We start from the raw sequence: 16,345 nt of genomic DNA, 5'->3' as shown, positions 1-16,345 counted from the left end.
GCAAGCCGCCCGTCCTTTTTTGTTTTGGCTTATCCTTGTGGGCCTTACACACTCGTCGTGGCCTCGGTTCCAGGCCTCCCGACACAGGCCACCCCCGCTTGATTGCTTCCCCGATCCTACCGGCTGATGCAGCGGTGCAGCCGGCACTCTCGGTCCGCGACGTCAGCAAGACCTACCGGCTCTGGGCAACGCCCGCCAGTCGCTTGTGGGTGCCGCTGTTGTACCGGTTGTCGGTGTTGATTCCATTCCCGTTGCTCGCAGGGTGGCTGCGAAAGCAAGCCGCGGAACGCCTGCACTACCACCAGGCTTTGCGCGCACTCAGCTTCACGCTGGGCCGCGGTGAGGCGCTGGGCATCATCGGCCACAATGGCAGCGGCAAGAGCACCTTGCTGCAGATCGTCGCCGGGGTTTTGCCCCCCAGCGAAGGCACCGTTGTGGTCAACGGTCGGGTCGCCGCTCTGCTGGAGCTGGGTTCCGGCTTCAACCCCGAGCTCACCGGCCGCGAAAACGTCAAGGTCAACGCCGCCATCCTGGGCCTGACGCCCGCGCAGGTGCGCGAGCGCATGGACGACATCGTCGCCTTCGCCGACATCGGCGACTACATCGACGAACCGGTCAAGACCTACAGCTCGGGCATGGCATTGCGCCTGGCGTTCGCGGTGCAGGTGCATACCGACCCGGACATCCTGATCGTGGACGAGGCGCTGGCGGTGGGTGATGCGGCGTTCCAGGCCAAGGCGATGGCGCGGATCGACCAGATCCTGTCGCGCGGCACCACGCTGCTGTTCGTCGGCCACGACCTCAACGCGGTCAAGGCGTTCTGCCATCGCGCCATGCTGCTGGAGCGCGGGCGCATCGTGATGGAGGGGTTGCCGGATGAAGTCATCACCGAATACCTGCACCGTACCCACAAGCGCGCCCTGACGGCACTGCAGGACCAGCGTGCGGAGCAACTGGAGCGTATCGACGGTGGCTATGGGTTGGCCGATGCCTGCGTGGTGGGGGCCACGGTGAACGGCGGCGCGCGCCACGTGGCGCTGCGCCATGGCGACCGCTTGGACGCGCAACTGCAGGTGCGGCTGCACGCGGCGGTGGAGCATCCGCACCTGATTTTTGACGTGCTGGACGGGCGCGGCCTGCAGCTGACCGGGCGCCGGATCGCGCTGCCCCGGACCGAAGGCGTGGCTCGCCTGCGCGTGGCGATGGCGGCGTCCTTCCAGCAGGGCATCTACCGCATCCGCACCCGCGTGGTGGATTCGCCGGCGTTGGAACGGACCACGGTGTTGTCGCGCCAGGAAGGGTGGCTGTCGTTCGAGGTGGTGGATGACAGCCGCGACCGCTTTACCGGCCTGTTCCCGGTGCCGATGGAAATCGAGGTTGGGACCGGGGTCGAGTCCGGAGTCGGGTCCGGGGCATGAGCTGCGGACGCATGCTGTTCCATCGGGACTTCCGGGGATATACCGGGGGCCACGGCAAGGTCTGGGACTACTTCAACCACGCACTCGCACTGGGGTGGGATGCGCAGGTGTATCTGACAGCCGATTCCTTGTGCGATGCCAGCAATCCGTGGATGGAGACGCCCGAACGGATCGTGCGGGCGTGGCAGCCGGGTGAGGCGGACATCGTCTTCCTTGCAGGCATGGACTGGCAGGCGCTGCCAGCGGGCTCGGACTCGAGCCCGGGTGCTCCGTGCGTGATCAACCTGGTGCAGCATGTGCGGCATGCACGGCCGGATCCTGATCTGCCTTTACGCGACTTCCTGCGCCGCCGTGCGTGGCGGATCTGCGTAAGCACCGCCGTGGCCGATGCGATCCTGGCCACCGGTGAGGTCAATGGCCCGGTACGCACCATCCCGGCGGGCCTTGCACTGCCTGCGGTGGCGCAGGCCAGCGGGTCCCGCTCCGGTGTGTTCATCGGTGCACTCAAGCAGCCGGCGCTGGGTGCGGCATTGCAGGCGGCATTGCGCGAACGTGGCATTGCGTCGGAGTTGTCGGATGGGTGGTTGCCGCGCCCGCGCTTTCTGGCGGCGCTGGCCGGGGCCCGCGTGGCGGTGCTGCTGCCGCATGCGACCGAGGGCTTCTTCCTGCCGGGACTGGAGGCCATGGCCCTGGGGTGCCCGGTGGTGATGCCGCCCTGTGGTGGCAGCGGCGAGTACGCCCGGGACGGGGTCAATTGCCTGATGCCGCCCGCCGACGTGCCCGCGCTGGTCACTGCGGTGGAGCGCCTGTTGTCGGACCGGGACAGCCAGTCGCTGGTGGCGGCCGGCCGGGCCACGGCCGCGCGGCACTCGCTTGCGGCGGAACGCGAGGCCTTCGGCCACCTGCTCGACGAAGTGTGCACGCCGTGAATACTGGTGGACGCCGGATTGCGTTGACGGGTGTGCCGCGTTCGGGCACCACGCTGTGCTGCCGTCTGCTGGGTGAGGCGGACAACGCCGTCGCCCTGTTCGAGCCGATGGAGGTGGAGCGGCTTCCGCAGGATGACCCCGAGGCTGCACTGGACATGATCGACGCCTTTTTCGCGCAGTCGCGGGCATCGCTGCTGGCGCAGGGGCGCGCCATCTCCAACCACGTCGGGGGTGCGGTACCCGACAATCCGTTCGGCCATCAGCGTGGCACGGATGGGCAGCGCATCAGGCAGGCGCATCGCGGCGAGATCCGCATCGACAAGCCGCTTGGCCCGGCGTTCACACTGGTGATCAAGCACAACGCGGCCTTTACCGCGCTGCTGCCGCAGCTCGCGACGCGCTTTGAGACCTTTGCGGTGATCCGCAACCCGTTGGCGGTGTTGGCGTCGTGGCATTCGGTGGACCTGCCGGTGACACAGGGCCGGATGCCGGCGGGCGAGCGGTTGGACCCGTCGCTCAGGGCGCGGCTGGATGCGGAGCCGGATCGGGTGGGGCGCCAGTTGCTGTTGCTGGACTGGGTGTTCTCCCGGTATGCGGCGTACCTGCCGCCGGAGCGGATCCTGGCCTACGAGCAGGTGGTGGCCAGCGGTGGTGCGGTGCTGGCGCGCGCGACCGGGCTGGCGGTTCCGTGCCGGCCGCTGGAAGAACGCAATGCCAGTCGGCTGTACGACGCCGGACAGTGCCGTGGTCTGGCAGAACGCCTGTTGGCTGCGCCTGGCGCCTGGCGGGACTATTACCGCGAGACCGACATCGTGGATCTGGCGGATGGCCTCGCCGCTGGAGGGGGCGCATGAGCCCGCCGCGGGTCGAGTTTGTGGTGGGCGGCGTGCAGAAGGGGGGCACGACCGCGCTGGCAAAGTTTCTGGCCTGCCATCCCGGTTTGGCGCTGCCGCGGGACAAGGAGGCCCACGTGTTTGACGCCCCGGACTTTGATGAGGGCTGGTCGGCGGCAGACGTCGATGCGTGGTACGCGGCGCATTTTGGCGATGTCACCACGGCGGTGCCACGCATCCACGGAGATGCCACGCCCGTCTATGTGTTCTTGCCACGCATCGTGCGGCGCATTGCGGCCTACAACCCGCGCATGCGCTGGGTCCTGATCCTGCGCCATCCGGTGGAGCGGGCGTATTCCCACTACCGGATGGAGCGGCAGCGGGGCTGGGAGTCCTGGCCGTTCTGGCCCGCCATGCTGCTGGAGCGTTGGCGCTTGCGCGGTCACTTGGATGACCTGGCGCCCCGGTCGCCGCTGCGCCGGCACAGTTACCGCCGACGCGGGGATTATGCGGCGCAGTTATCCAACCTGTACGCACACTTTCCCCGCGAGCAAGTGCTGGTGTTGCGCAATGAGGAGTTGGCGGCAGCACCGGCGGAAACCTTGGCGCGTGTGTGCCGCTTTCTAGGGGTTGAGCCCGTGGCGGACATGACATTCCCGCGGGTGTTTGAAGGCGGGTACCCGCCCTTGCCGCGGCGCGGTTTGCGCTGGAGGGTGCTGAGTTGGCTGCTGCGGCGGGAAATGGCGACGGCGCGCACACAATTTGGGCTGGACTGGGCCTGACCGCGGCGGCGCGGGGAGCCGGGGCGCACCGGTATAATCGCCCGAATGTCTGCTTGTTATTTTCTTAAATGACCGCCGTTGCCAGCCCGGGGTACACCGGTGCGCCCGTGGCCGTGCTGGTGCTGGGGATGCATCGCAGCGGTACCTCTGCCGTGACGCGTGCGTTGAACCTGCTGGGTGCGGACCTCGGCTCTGAACTCATGGCCGCGGGGCGTGACAACCCGGGGGGCTTCTGGGAGCACCAGGCGGTCGTGGCCGTGCATGAGCGGTTGCTGGCGGACCTGGGCATGGCCTGGGATGACCCCAGGCCGCTGCCGGTCGATTGGTTGGGGTCGCAGGCCGCGCAGGTGGCCCGCGAGGCGCTGCAGCGCGTGGTGGATCGGGAGTTCGGCCAGGCCCCGTTCTGGGCGGTGAAGGACCCGCGCATGTGCCGCTTCGTGCCGCTGTGGCGGGACCTGCTGCAGGCGCGCGGCGTGGCCACCAAGGCGCTGCTGGTCACCCGCAGCCCGCTGGAGGTGGCGCAGTCGTTGCAGCGCCGCGACAACCTGCCCGAGGCGGTGGGGCAGTTGCTGTGGGCGCGCCATCTGCTGGAATCGGTTGCGGACACGCAGGGGCTGCCGCATACGGTGCTGTCCTATGACGCGATGCTGGAGAATTGGCGGGTAGAGATCGAGCGCGTGGCCGCGGCGTTGGAACTACCCGTGCGCCGTGACGCCGACGTGGACGCGGCCGTGGATGCCTGGTTGGCGCCGCCGTTGCGCCATCACCACGCTGCGCGCGCGCCAGACCCGGAATGCGCTCCGTTGGTGTATCCCCTGGCCGCCGCCGTAGGCGACCGTGATGTCGCCCTGCCCGCGCTGGAAGCGGCCGCGGCGACGTTCGATCGATTGCTTGCGCCCGCGCGGGGGGTGGTGGACGGGCTCTCGGCGATGTTGATGGTCAACCGCCACGACGCGACCGAGGCGAAAGCCGAGGTCGGGGCCGTACGTCGCGAGTTGGAGGAGCGTACCGGTTGGGCATTGGCGTTGGATGCACAACTGGCCGAAGTCCGTGAATGGCATGGCAAGGCCGTGCAGGAACATGCGGATGCGATCGCGTGGGCGCAGCGTCTGGATAGTGAGCTTGCGCGCGAGCGCGGTGCGTATGAGGCGCTTTCCCGTCAGCTTGGCGATGCGCGCGATGCACATCAAACCCTTTCTCGTCAGCTCGCCGACACACGAGGTGCCTTGGAGGCAGTCGTTCAGCGGGCTGACGTGTGGGCGGAGACGGCGCGCGCCTGGCAGGGCCACGCGATGACATTGACCGAGCACATGGACCAGGTGCTGGGGTCTACGTCGTGGCGGATGACCGCGCCGTTGCGGTGGTTGATGGCCCGGGTCAGGGGCACGCCAACGCAGGTGGACTTGCCGGCTGCGCCGTTGCTGCAGGCGCCATCCTTGAGCCCGCTCGCGTCGCCGATCGAACACGCGCTTGGCGATGCCGCCGGTTGGACAGACGGCCTGTCGTTTCCGCAGGTGGCTGACCCGGTCGTGACGGTGGTCGTGCCCACCTACGGCAAGCCCGACTACACCTCACGCTGCTTGCGCTCGCTGGCCCAGCTGGCGGACCGCACCACATTCGAAGTTCTCGTGTTGGAGGATCGTTCGGACGATCCGGCCATGAAGGCATTCCGTGGGGTGCCGGGCCTGCGCTACCACGAGAATGTGGAGAACCTCGGTTTCCTGCTGTCGTGCAACCAGGCGCTCGACTTGGCCCGCGGCCACTACGTCTGCTTCCTCAACAACGACACCGAGGTTCTGCCGGGCTGGCTGGACGAGCTGGTGCGGGTGATGGAGACGCATGCGGATGCCGGCATGGTCGGCTCCAAACTGGTGTATCCCGATGGCCGGCTGCAGGAGGCGGGCGGTATCGTGTGGCGCGACGCCTCGGCCTGGAATTGGGGTCGCCTCGGCGATCCGGAGGCCGCCGAGTTCAATTACGTGCGCCGGGTGGACTACTGCTCCGGTGCTTCATTGTTGCTGCCCACGGCGCTGTTCCGTGCGCTGGGGGGCTTCGATGTGCGCTATGTCCCCGCCTACAGTGAAGATTCCGACCTGGCCTTCCAGGTGCGGGCGCAAGGGCTGGAGGTGTACTACACGCCGTTCTCGGTGGTGGTGCACCATGAGGGAATTTCGCACGGCACCGATACCGGGGCCGGGATCAAGGCATACCAGGTGGCCAACCAGAAGACCTTCCTGCAGCGCTGGCGCGACGTGCTGGCCCGGCACTACCCGAACGGGATGGACCTGCTGCGCGCGCGCGACCGTGCCTGGGACCGGCCGGTGGTGCTGGTGGTCGATCACTACGTGCCGCAACCCGACCGCGACGCGGGCTCGCGCACGATGTTCGCCTTCCTGCAGCGGCTGGTGGAAGCGGGCTGCGTGGTCAAGTTCTGGCCCGAGAACCTGCACCGCGACCCCGAGTACTCGCCCGCGCTGCAGCGCATGGGCGTGGAGGTCTATTACGGCCGCGGCTGGAAGGGCGGCTTCGAACGCCTGATGCGCGAGCACGGTGGCTCCTTCGATGCGGTGCTGCTGTCGCGGCCGCATGTCGCCGCGCCGCTGGTCGATGTGGTGCGCCGGCATTGCCGCGGCCGGATCGTCTACTACGGCCACGACCTGCATTTCCGCCGCATGCAGGACGAAGCGCGGGTCCTGGGTACCGGGACGGCGCCGGACGCCGCCTGCGCCGCCATGGAGGCGATGGAACGTGGCCTCTGGCGTGCCAGCGACGTGGTCCTGTACCCCTCCGACGACGAGGCCATGCAGGTGAAGGCGCTGGAGCCCGGCGTGGATGCGCGTGGCATCAACGCCTATGCCTGGGATGACTTCGTCGGCGGTGCCGAGCCGGACGCGCGCGCTGGCGTGCTGTTCGTTGCCGGTTTCGGGCATCCGCCCAACGTCGACGCGGCGCAATGGCTGGTGGAAGCCATCATGCCGCACGTATGGGCCGTGCACCCCGACGTGCGCGTGGCGCTGGTCGGCTCCAATCCCACCGAACGGGTGCGTGCGCTCGCGGGTTCGCGGGTCGAAGTCACCGGGTTTGTCTCCGATGCCGAACTGGCGCGGCGTTATGGCAGCGCGCGGGTGGCGGCGGTGCCGCTGCGTTTTGGCGCAGGGGTGAAGAGCAAAGTGGTGGAGGCCCTGCAGCAGGGGTTGCCGCTGGTGACGACCACGGTCGGCGCCCAGGGGCTGCCTGGCCTGGCCAGCGTGGCCGATGTGCATGACGACGAGCAGGCCATCGCGCAGGCCATCGTGGCGCTGCTCGGCGACGATGCGCGTTGGCGCAAGGCGTCGCGCGCGGGAGCGGAATACGTGAGTGCGCGGTACTCGCGCCAGGCCATGGCCGCCGCGCTGCTGGATGCATGCGGCCTGCCCGCCGGTGCGCGGACGGAGGCGACGGCGTGATCGTGCGTGCGAGGGCGCCGCTGCGCCTGGGGCTGGCTGGCGGTGGCACCGATGTCGCGCCGTATTGCGACCTGCACGGTGGCGCAGTGATGAACGCGACCATCGACAAGTACGCCTATGCCACCGTGGATGACGCAGGCCATGGCGAGCTTGAGTTGCACGCGCAGGACCAGGGCGTGCACGCGCGTTGCGAGCCCGCTGACGCGGAGTCGGTGGATCCGGGGGTCAAGCTGCTGGCGGGCGCGTACCTGCGCATCTGTCGCGACTTCCTCAACGGCGAGCGACCGCCACTGCGGATCCGTACTTTTTCCGATGCGCCGCCGGGGTCCGGGCTTGGTTCGTCGTCCACCTTGGTGGTGGCGCTGGTCACGGCCCTGTCGGAGTACTTCTCGCTGCCGCTGGGCGAGTACGAGGTCGCGCACCTTGCGTACGCCATCGAGCGCGAGGACCTGGGGCTGGCCGGTGGCAAGCAGGACCAGTACGCGGCGGCGTTTGGCGGCTTCAACTTCATGGAGTTCCATGCGGGTGATCGCGTGATCGTCAATCCGCTGCGGATGAAGGATTGGCTGCTGGCGGAGCTGGAAGCCTCGTTGCTGCTGTACTTCACCGGGGTGTCGCGCGAGTCCGCGCGGATCATCGACGAGCAGGCGCGGAATGCAGCCGGTGGCGTCCAGCGGTCCGTGGACGCGATGCACGAGCTGAAGCTCGAGGCCGTGCAGATGAAGGAGTCGCTGCTGCGCGGTGACCTTGATGCGTTCGCGCGCACCTTCCAGCGCGGCTGGGAGGCGAAGAAGCGGATGGCGGCCAGCATCACCAACCCGATGATCGACGCGGCCGAGGCGACGGCCATGGCGCACGGCGCCGTGGCGACCAAGGTGTCCGGCGCCGGTGGCGGCGGCTTCATGATGTTCGTGTGCGATCCGGGAGACCGGGTGCGGCTTTCGGCCGCGCTGCGGATGCAGGGTGGCACCCTGCTCGATTTCCACTTCAATCCGCATGGCGCCGTCGCCTGGAGGGCCAACCGATGAAGGATTTCATTTCCGCCGAGTTCCGGAAGGCGCTGGCCAATTTCCAGCGGATGTCGGGCGACGCCACCATCGCCGATGACCTGGTGCGCGCCGTGGACGTGTGCGTGGGTGCGCTGCGTGCGGGTGGCAAGCTGATGTTCGCCGGCAACGGCGGCAGTGCCGCCGACGCCCAGCACTGGGCGGGTGAACTGGTGAGCCGCTTCTACTACGACCGTCCCGGCCTGGCGGCGGTCGCGCTGACGACGGACACCAGCATCCTCACCGCAGTCGGCAACGACTACGGTTACGACTACACATTTGCGAGGCAGGTGGAGGCGCTGGGACGAGGTGGTGACGTGCTGATCGCCATTTCGACGTCCGGTAATTCGCCCAACGTGTTGCGTGCGGCGCACGCCGCCCGCGAGCGCGGGATCGCGGTGATCGGCTTCACCGGCGAGGGCGGTGGCAAGTTGGCGCCCCTGTGCACGACCTGCTTCCAGGTGCCCTCCAGCGAGACCCCGCGCATCCAGGAGGGCCATGAGTTCCTGGGCCACCTGTTGTGCGCCCTTATCGAGTCGGAGATGCACCCGCGTGAAGCCCGCTGACGAAGCCATCGTGCTGGTCGGCGGGCTCGGCACGCGGCTGCGTGCCGTGGTGCCGGACCTGCCCAAACCGTTGGCGCCTGTGGCGGGACGGCCGTTCCTCGCTTGGGTGATGGACCAATTGGCCGACAACGGCATCCGCCACGTGGTGCTGGCCACGGGTTACATGTCCGATGTGGTGGAGGCGGCGATTGGCGCCTCATGGCGAGGCATGCAGGTGGAGTATTCGGTCGAGCAGCATGCGCTGGGGACTGGCGGAGCCGTGCGGCAGGCCTGCCAGCGACTGCGCGGCAACGCGGTGCATGTGCTCAACGGCGATACCTACCTCGACTACAGTGCGGCCGGGATTGCCGATGCGGTATCGGAATCCGGCGCGAACATCGGCGTGGCTCTCGCGCGGGTGGATGACGTTGCGCGTTATGGCGCCGTGGAGTGCGATTCCGGCAGGATCACGCGCTTCAGGGAGAAAGGAGGGAGTGGTCCGGGGTATGTCAATGCCGGGTGCTACTTTCTAGGCTCCAAGGCGATCGCCGCGCTGCCGCAGCTGGAGGCGTACTCCTTCGAGACGGAGGTGCTGGTCCCGATGACCGCGGCCGGCAGCGTCTGTGGCTATGCCGATACCCGGGGTTTCATCGATATCGGGGTACCGGACGATTATCTGCGCGCACAGACGATATTCGGCGGCTGATCGTGGCCGCCGTTGCGCACCATGTGTTGAACCCTGCGGTGCAAGCCTGGATGGAGCGGCTTCCAGCGCCGCACAAAGCGCTGTTCCTTGATCGGGATGGTGTGATCAATCTGGATCACGGTTACGTCCATACTCCCGCGGGAACGGATTGGGTGCCCGGGATTTTCGAACTGGTCCGCAGCGCCATGGCGGCGGGCTATATCCCAGTGGTGGTCACGAACCAGGCAGGGATCGCACGCGGCTTGTATGACGAGGCTGCGTTCGTCGCGTATACGCACTGGGTACACGAGGAGTTCGCCGCGCGCGGTGCGTGCATTGCGGCGACGTTCTTTTGCCCCCACCATCCCGAGGCCGGACGTGGTGACTACCTGCGCCAGTGCCTGTGCCGCAAACCCAAGCCGGGCATGATCCTGGCTGCGATCGAAAGTATGGGTATCGACCCTGTACGATCGGTATTGGTCGGTGACAAGAGCAGTGACATCGAAGCGGCGCGTGCGGCTGGGGTGGGGCGAAGCATTTTGGTCGCTCCCGGCGGGGTAGGGCTGGAAGCCATCAGGGCGATGTTCGACAGGGAGGCGGCATGAGTAGAAGCAACGTGGCATGTCCGGTCTGTGAAGCCGGGGCGAGTGCCCCTTACGCGGTTGTCGACGGCTATCCCTACTACCTGTGCGGGGGGTGCGGCAGCATTCACATTGCACCCGAGGTCATTGCGGACATGGATGCCGGTGTCGCCCTGGTGGGGGAGTACGCCAGCGAATACTGGGAGCAGGAGCGGGCGGGTGCGTTGGAGCGTGCCGCAGGCGCCTCGCTGTGCCGTGCGGGGGAGGCGATCCTCTATTGCCGCAGGCCGGTGCACCGCTTTCTTGATGTCGGCGCTGGCCCTGGCTTCCTGCTGTGCAAGCTGCAGGAGCTGTTGGATACCAATGGCGAGGTCTTTCATGGTGTTGAGAAGTTTCCGCCACCCTATGCCGTCCACGGCACCAACTTCCATGTGGGGAGCGTCGATGAATTGGAGGGGACCTTCGATGCGGGCGTCTGCATCGAGGTGGTCGAGCATCTCACGCCGAAAATGCTGGATGACCTGGTTTCGGGCATTGCCAGAGTGAGTGCGCCAGGTAGTTTCTGGCTGTTCAACACCGGGATGCCCGAGTATGTACGCAATGAGGATCCGGCCTACCTGGATCCGTTGCGACGCGGGCACATCATCAGCTACTCGCTGCGAGCAGTGTCGGCGATCTTCGCCCGCCATGGGCTGCGGGTGGGGGGGCTGCCGGGCAAGTCGTTCGCTTTTTGTGCCGAATACCAGCCGTCCGAATCGCCTACCTTTGACGAGCGGATATACCAGCCAGTTGCCGAAAACGAGGACCTGCTGAGGCGTAATGAACTATTTTACTATGCCGCCTTCGAAACGGCACGCTCCTACCTGTATTTCGCGGAATACCAGGAGCGCACCCGTTGGGCGCTTTCGCTGCAGGGGGCGCTGCAGGCCGCTAACCTCGGCTGCTGAGCATTCGCTTCCAAACAACGTCCCAGGATGACGAAATGACCATCAAATCTTTGACTCTGCTCGCCGCCGTCTCCGTTGCAGGCCTTGTCGCATGCTCGCGCAATACACCGCCGGTGGACTCGCTCCCGTTGCCTGCGGCTGCCGAGAGCCCGGTTCCCACCGCCGCGGGGACGGCCTCGGCGGTCAATTCCCCAGTGGACTTCGTGGTTGAGCCGGGTGCCGTCCATATGTGCGACGGCCAGGATAAAGTGGTTTCCACGGTCAAGTGGCGGGTCAACGACGCGGCGGTCAGCGCCGTCCGCATTGAAGTCGACAGTATCAAAACGCCGAAGCGCAAGACCTTTGCTGCCGGCGGCGCAACTGGCGAGGCGAAGACGGGTAAATGGGTGGTCGCGGGTGTTCGCTTCCACCTCTTGGATGCTGCCACGGGCAAGGAGCTGGCCAGCCATGAAGTTTCGGGTCTGCCCTGCCAGTAACCTGACCCTGTCGTTGCCCATCGGGTAGTTCGCCGGAGAATCCCGTGCAATCCGCGAGTGTGACGTTGCCTGCACTGACTTGGCGCGAGCGATGGATCGGCTGGCTACTGCTGCTGCCGTTAGGCGGTGTCGCGTTCGGGGTCTATCGCTATCAGCTGTTGGGCGAGGTGCGCGCCGACTACCTCGGGTTGTTGTTCAAGCTTTTTGCCGTATTGGCAGTGGTAGCGGCAATTGCCTGGGGAGTCACGCGGCGGTCGTGGTCGGTTACGGCCGCGGTCACCGCCATGGTGGCGGCGGTGGTGGCCGGAGTCGTCTACTACGCCGGTCCCATGACCGTATCGGCGGGGATTGTCCTGCTGCTGGTCAGCGCGGCCATCGGGGGCCTGCTGGATCGTGAGCGGGTGGTGTCGCCCTGGTCCAGCGGGTTGGCGGGAATGGCGGTAGTCGCGGCGATCGTGGGCTGGCTGCTGCCATTCCAGGTGCACGGACCGCGCGTGTATCTGCTGCTGTCATGCGCCGTCATCCTGCTGTGCCGACGCGACCTGACGGCACAGGTTCGACGGGCCGCAGGAGCTTGGCAGCACGCGACCCGCGAACATGGTGCCAGTGTCGCCATGGCAGTGGTCGCGGCCGCGGTGGCCGCGCTTGGATTGTGGCTGCCAACGCTCAATTACGACGACAACGCCGCGCATCTGCTGCTGCCCGATCAACTGCTGTCCGGCGGGTACTACCGACTGGACGTTTCCAGTCAGGTCTGGGCCGTGGCGCCGTGGGCGAGCAATGTCCTCCATGGTGTCACCGCCCTGCTCGCGGCGCAGGAAGCCCGAGCGGCGGTCGATGCGCTATGGCTACTGTTTGGCATGGCCGGCGCGTACCGACTGGCGATCGCCATCGGTGGTTCGGCACGGGTGGGCTGGGCGGCTGCCGCGTTGTTTGCCTCCCATCCACTGAGTGCGCATTTTGCGTCGACGATGCAGGTCGACGGTGCGTCCGCGGCCGTGTTGCTGCATCTGGCTGCGGACATGATTGCGGGCAAGGGCAAGCCGCGTTCTGTGTTGGTCACCGGTGCCATGCTGGGCCTGCTGGCGGGGCTGAAGACCGCAAACGCCATCTATGTGCTTCCGGTCTTGGTCTTGATGACTTGGAGGCTATTGCGGGAGCGCGCGGCAGGGAAACTGCTCGCGTTGGTGCTGGTGGCGGCGGTCATCGGCGGATCAAGTTACGCCTACGCGACGCTGGTAACCGGAAATCCGGTGTTTCCGCTATTCAATGCGGTGTTCAAGTCTCCCTACATGCCGGCAGTCAATTTTCAGGATGAACGCTGGAATGCCGGTATCGACTGGCGCACCCTTTGGGATCTCACGTTCGACACGAAGCGTTTCGCCGAGTCGTATGCCGGGGCAGCCGGCATTGCACTGTTGGCGACCTTGCCGGGCGTGGTGGCCGAAATTGTGCGTGGGCACGCCGGTCGCTGGGTCGCGCTGTGGTTCGCCGCAGCCGGCGTTTTGCTCTTCTGGCAGGTCCAGTACCTGCGGTATGTGTTTCCGGCTATCGCGGTCCTGTCCACGGTTGGGCTGGTCGGATTGGCGCGGTATTTGAAGCCAGCCGTGCTGTACGTGCTGACGCTGGTTATCGTGCTGGTGAACATCGTGTTGATGCCTACCACCAGCTGGATTGCACACGACAACCACTGGGCGCGATTGGCCCGCGATGGGGCGACTGCATCGGCCGTGATCGAGCGGATGGTTGTGCCGGAGCGTGCGCTGCTGGCGCGACTGACCCGCGACGCACCGGAGGCTTGCGTGCTGATGGCCGATCCTGAGGCACCATTTGTCGGTGGGTTTTATGGGCGTGCCAGTGCGATGGCCTGGTACGACCCGAGGCTCAATGAGGCCCGTGCCTGGGCTGATGCCGACCCCGAAGGTGGGCGTTGGGAACAACTGGTGCGAGCCATGGGGGTAACCCATGTCGTCGGGCGGCGCGCCCCAGGGTCGGCATTGAGCAAGGCACTGGAACGCATCGGCCTGACACGCATCGATTCCGCAGGGTCTGCGGAATTGTGGGGGCCGATTTCCGGCCCGGTGCGTTGCGATCGAGGCTTCCAGCGACGGCGCGACGAAGCGCATCGACTCATTCACCCTGGTGACCAGCATTGATTTCCGTGACTGAACCGACCGTTGCGGTCGTGATTCCCAGCTACAAGGTGGGGCGGCATATTCTGCAGGTCATCGAGGGCATGGGGCCGCAGGTATCGCACATCGTCGTGGTGGACGATGCGTGCCCGGAAGGCTCGGGACATCTGGTGGTGGAGCAATGTCGCGACCCGCGAGTGCGGGTCCTGTTTCATGAGCACAATCAGGGAGTAGGCGGGGCCGTGCTCACGGGGTATCGCCATGCGATCGACGAGGGCGTGGACGTCATTGTGAAAGTGGATGGCGACGGCCAGATGGACCCGGCGCTGATTCCGCGATTTGTTGCACCGATTCTCCGGGGTGAGGCCGATTACACCAAGGGCAATCGCTTCTACGATCTCCGGCATATTGCGCGCATGCCCGGGATCCGGCTGTTCGGCAACGCTGTGCTGTCGTTCATGGCGAAGTTCTCGACCGGGTACTGGGACATTTTCGATCCCACCAACGGCTATACCGCGATTTCGGCGCGGGTGGCTGCAGCACTGCCGCATGAGCGCCTCAGCAAGCGCTATTTTTTTGAAACTGACATGCTGTTCCGGCTGGGGACGTACCGTGCGGTTGTGATGGACGTGCCAATGGATGCCAAGTACGAGGACGAAGCCAGCAACTTGAGGATAGGCCAGGTATTGGGGGAGTTCCTGTCCAAACACCTGCGTAATCTTGCCAAACGGATCTTCTACAACTATTTCTTGCGTGACCTTTCCGTGGCCTCGCTTGAGTTGCTCTTCGGCGTCGCCATGTTGGCGTTCGGGACGGGCTTTGGTGCGTACCAGTGGTGGTTGTCAAATAGCACCGCGCAGTTCGCGTCGAGCGGGACGGTGATGCTGGCTGCCATGCCCATTTTGATAGGCCTGCAGTTGCTGCTCGCGTTTCTCTCCTACGACATCGCGTCGGTGCCACGGATGCCGATTGCTGGCCGCATTGCCGGTCCGCTCCTGAAGACGCACGACCAGCGATGAGCACCTTGCTGCTCCGTCAAAGCGTGGGTTATGGACTGGTCGGCGCGGCGCAGTTGCTGGTCGACTGGGGGATGTTCGTCGGTATCAGTGCGTTGGGCGTACCCGCGGTTCCGGCCAATATCGCTGGGCGGTTGTTCGGCGCTTGCCTTGGGTTCTACCTGAATGGCGTCTTCACCTTCCGCACCGAAACGGGGGGCCGCCTTGGATGGCCCCGATTCCGTCGTTACGCGGCGACTTGGGGGTTGCTTACATTGGTCAGTTCGGCGGCCATGTACGCCATCGACCGCTTAGTCGGGCTGGGTTGGGCGTGGGCGGCCAAACCGGTGGTCGACGTGGGGTTGGCAGCGGTTGCGTTCCTGCTGTCACGCGTCTGGATCTACCGTTAGTGTGCCGCGCGAAACAAGTTGCGTGCCGACGCTGACCTCAACTGGCAACAAGCGTGAGCGACGCATTGGAACTCGCGCCGGATGGCCAGCGGATGAGTTTATCCGCCACCCGCGCGATCTGGAGCGCGGTGGAACAGAGGTCGCATTGGATGCGCAGCCTCAAAGTGCCGAAAGATCCGCAGTTCAGATCTCGGGTTGTCGGGGAACGATTGCGCACGCCAGTGAATTCCGCCACTCTGCCTGCCTCTCAGGCGTTGCCAAGTGTTCTTGGCCATACGGAATGGATCTGGACCAGATAACAGAGTGGTACCGTCGACCCCGTCAGGCGCTACTTGACGATGGTGCCTTGCAGCAGCTCTATGCCATGCTGCATCCGCGAACCGCGTTCCTGAAAATGCTGGCTAGAGGCGCACGGGTTCTGGATTTGGGCGCAGGCGACGGCTCGCTTTCTGTGTTGCTGCGCTGGCCGGAGCCTGACCGTTCGGATCTGGAGTGCCACGCTTATGGGCTTGAGAAGGGCGAGCACTTCGATGCGTTCGCCAGTTGGGAGCTCGGCGACTGGAACCTGGCTCCGCCGGCCTTCAACGGACTGCAGTTCGATGCTGTGCTGTGCTCCCACTTCATCGAACACATCGCCGAGCCTGACACGCTGGCTGCATGGCTGGGTGAGCGTATGGCGCCCAAGGGGCGCGTCTATATCGAGTGGCCATCAGAGAATGCGCTGAACCAGGTGCGGCAACCTGAGGCGAAGGCGCAGGGCGTCGATCTCATGATCACGCATTTTCACGATGATGCGACTCATCGCGACCTGCCGTCCAGGGCCACCGTCGTGGAGGGGCTTGAGGCTGCGGGATTCGAAATCGAGAGCGGCGGCGTGATCCGCATGCCTTGGCTGGAAGATCAGTTCATGGCCGCCTTTCGCGATGCCGAAGATCCGTTTGGTCGTCAGGCGGCCTTCTGGCTTGCGACCGGCTGGTCGCAGTACCTTGTCGCGACAAAGCTTGGGCAGCGTTCAAACGCACCTGCGGGGTAGCGTCTTGCCGTCCTTGCTTGCGGTGAGCCATATCGGGTAACCGTCACCGGTGTCGGCGAGTGCAACGACCGCACCGATCTGCTTTTC

At 65.9% G+C, this 16,345-nt stretch carries 15 protein-coding genes; all 15 read left to right on the top strand.

From position 1 onward, the window contains the following. Positions 1-134 precede the first annotated feature (134 nt). Positions 135-1,418: an ABC transporter ATP-binding protein gene (locus IP93_RS01295; protein WP_242006680.1), complete on the top strand. Its 1,284-nt coding sequence runs from the start codon at positions 135-137 to the stop codon at positions 1,416-1,418. Next, the gene (locus IP93_RS01290) at positions 1,415-2,347 is read left to right on the top strand and encodes a glycosyltransferase (RefSeq protein WP_144811197.1); all 933 of its coding nucleotides are present in this window, start codon (positions 1,415-1,417) and stop codon (positions 2,345-2,347) included. The genes IP93_RS01295 and IP93_RS01290 overlap by 4 nt, the downstream gene beginning before the upstream one ends. Then, complete coding sequence (locus IP93_RS01285; RefSeq protein WP_144811195.1) at positions 2,344-3,201, top strand: hypothetical protein; 858 nt, start codon at positions 2,344-2,346, stop codon at positions 3,199-3,201. The genes IP93_RS01290 and IP93_RS01285 overlap by 4 nt, the downstream gene beginning before the upstream one ends. Continuing rightward, positions 3,198-3,962: a sulfotransferase family protein gene (locus IP93_RS01280; protein WP_144811194.1), complete on the top strand. Its 765-nt coding sequence runs from the start codon at positions 3,198-3,200 to the stop codon at positions 3,960-3,962. The genes IP93_RS01285 and IP93_RS01280 overlap by 4 nt, the downstream gene beginning before the upstream one ends. 68 nt (positions 3,963-4,030) lie before the next feature. Beyond that, positions 4,031-7,408 carry a glycosyltransferase gene (locus IP93_RS15820; protein ID WP_242006679.1) on the top strand — a complete coding sequence of 1,126 codons (3,378 nt, stop codon included), beginning with the start codon at positions 4,031-4,033 and terminating at the stop codon, positions 7,406-7,408. Beyond that, positions 7,405-8,436: a GHMP family kinase ATP-binding protein gene (locus IP93_RS01270; RefSeq protein ID WP_144811192.1), complete on the top strand. Its 1,032-nt coding sequence runs from the start codon at positions 7,405-7,407 to the stop codon at positions 8,434-8,436. Before IP93_RS15820 ends, IP93_RS01270 begins: the two co-directional genes overlap by 4 nt. Next, positions 8,433-9,020 carry a D-sedoheptulose-7-phosphate isomerase gene (locus IP93_RS01265; RefSeq protein WP_144811190.1) on the top strand — a complete coding sequence of 196 codons (588 nt, stop codon included), beginning with the start codon at positions 8,433-8,435 and terminating at the stop codon, positions 9,018-9,020. The genes IP93_RS01270 and IP93_RS01265 overlap by 4 nt, the downstream gene beginning before the upstream one ends. Then, a complete protein-coding gene (locus IP93_RS01260) occupies positions 9,007-9,705 on the top strand; it encodes a nucleotidyltransferase family protein (RefSeq protein ID WP_158636241.1) in 699 nt (232 codons plus the stop codon). Before IP93_RS01265 ends, IP93_RS01260 begins: the two co-directional genes overlap by 14 nt. A 2-nt stretch (positions 9,706-9,707) precedes the next feature. Next, positions 9,708-10,289, top strand: coding sequence for a D-glycero-alpha-D-manno-heptose-1,7-bisphosphate 7-phosphatase (locus IP93_RS01255; RefSeq protein ID WP_144811187.1), 582 nt, complete (start codon positions 9,708-9,710; stop codon positions 10,287-10,289). Next, on the top strand, positions 10,286-11,212 hold the full coding sequence (locus tag IP93_RS01250; protein WP_144811185.1) for a class I SAM-dependent methyltransferase: 927 nt from the start codon (positions 10,286-10,288) through the stop codon (positions 11,210-11,212). Before IP93_RS01255 ends, IP93_RS01250 begins: the two co-directional genes overlap by 4 nt. 35 nt (positions 11,213-11,247) lie before the next feature. Beyond that, complete coding sequence (locus IP93_RS01245; RefSeq protein WP_144811184.1) at positions 11,248-11,688, top strand: hypothetical protein; 441 nt, start codon at positions 11,248-11,250, stop codon at positions 11,686-11,688. 44 nt (positions 11,689-11,732) lie between these two features. Further along, positions 11,733-13,844, top strand: a complete 2,112-nt coding sequence (locus tag IP93_RS01240) for a hypothetical protein (RefSeq protein ID WP_158636240.1) — start codon at positions 11,733-11,735, stop codon at positions 13,842-13,844. 5 nt (positions 13,845-13,849) lie between these two features. Continuing rightward, positions 13,850-14,839, top strand: a complete 990-nt coding sequence (locus IP93_RS01235; RefSeq protein WP_242006678.1) for a glycosyltransferase family 2 protein — start codon at positions 13,850-13,852, stop codon at positions 14,837-14,839. Then, positions 14,836-15,225, top strand: coding sequence for a GtrA family protein (locus IP93_RS01230; protein WP_144811180.1), 390 nt, complete (start codon positions 14,836-14,838; stop codon positions 15,223-15,225). The genes IP93_RS01235 and IP93_RS01230 overlap by 4 nt, the downstream gene beginning before the upstream one ends. A 346-nt stretch (positions 15,226-15,571) precedes the next feature. Further along, entirely contained in the window at positions 15,572-16,258 is a 687-nt protein-coding gene (locus tag IP93_RS01225; protein WP_158636239.1) for a class I SAM-dependent methyltransferase, read from the top strand. Positions 16,259-16,345 lie beyond the last annotated feature (87 nt).

Origin of the sequence: Aerolutibacter ruishenii (genome assembly GCF_007830115.1) — a bacterium.
GTDB classification, from domain to species: Bacteria; Pseudomonadota; Gammaproteobacteria; order Xanthomonadales; family Xanthomonadaceae; genus Aerolutibacter; species Aerolutibacter ruishenii.
This window is presented reverse-complemented; position numbering and strand designations above follow the sequence as displayed.

What these genes read in the sequence shown, in the direction of transcription:
- IP93_RS15820 (WP_242006679.1), top strand. Translation starts at nt 4,031, where the DNA reads ATGACCGCCGTTGCCAGCCCGGGGTACACCGGTGCGCCCGTGGCCGTG.
- IP93_RS01245 (WP_144811184.1), top strand. Translation starts at nt 11,248, where the DNA reads ATGACCATCAAATCTTTGACTCTGCTCGCCGCCGTCTCCGTTGCAGGC.
- IP93_RS01290 (WP_144811197.1), top strand. Translation starts at nt 1,415, where the DNA reads ATGAGCTGCGGACGCATGCTGTTCCATCGGGACTTCCGGGGATATACC.
- IP93_RS01230 (WP_144811180.1), top strand. Translation starts at nt 14,836, where the DNA reads ATGAGCACCTTGCTGCTCCGTCAAAGCGTGGGTTATGGACTGGTCGGC.
- IP93_RS01265 (WP_144811190.1), top strand. Translation starts at nt 8,433, where the DNA reads ATGAAGGATTTCATTTCCGCCGAGTTCCGGAAGGCGCTGGCCAATTTC.
- IP93_RS01250 (WP_144811185.1), top strand. Translation starts at nt 10,286, where the DNA reads ATGAGTAGAAGCAACGTGGCATGTCCGGTCTGTGAAGCCGGGGCGAGT.
- IP93_RS01280 (WP_144811194.1), top strand. Translation starts at nt 3,198, where the DNA reads ATGAGCCCGCCGCGGGTCGAGTTTGTGGTGGGCGGCGTGCAGAAGGGG.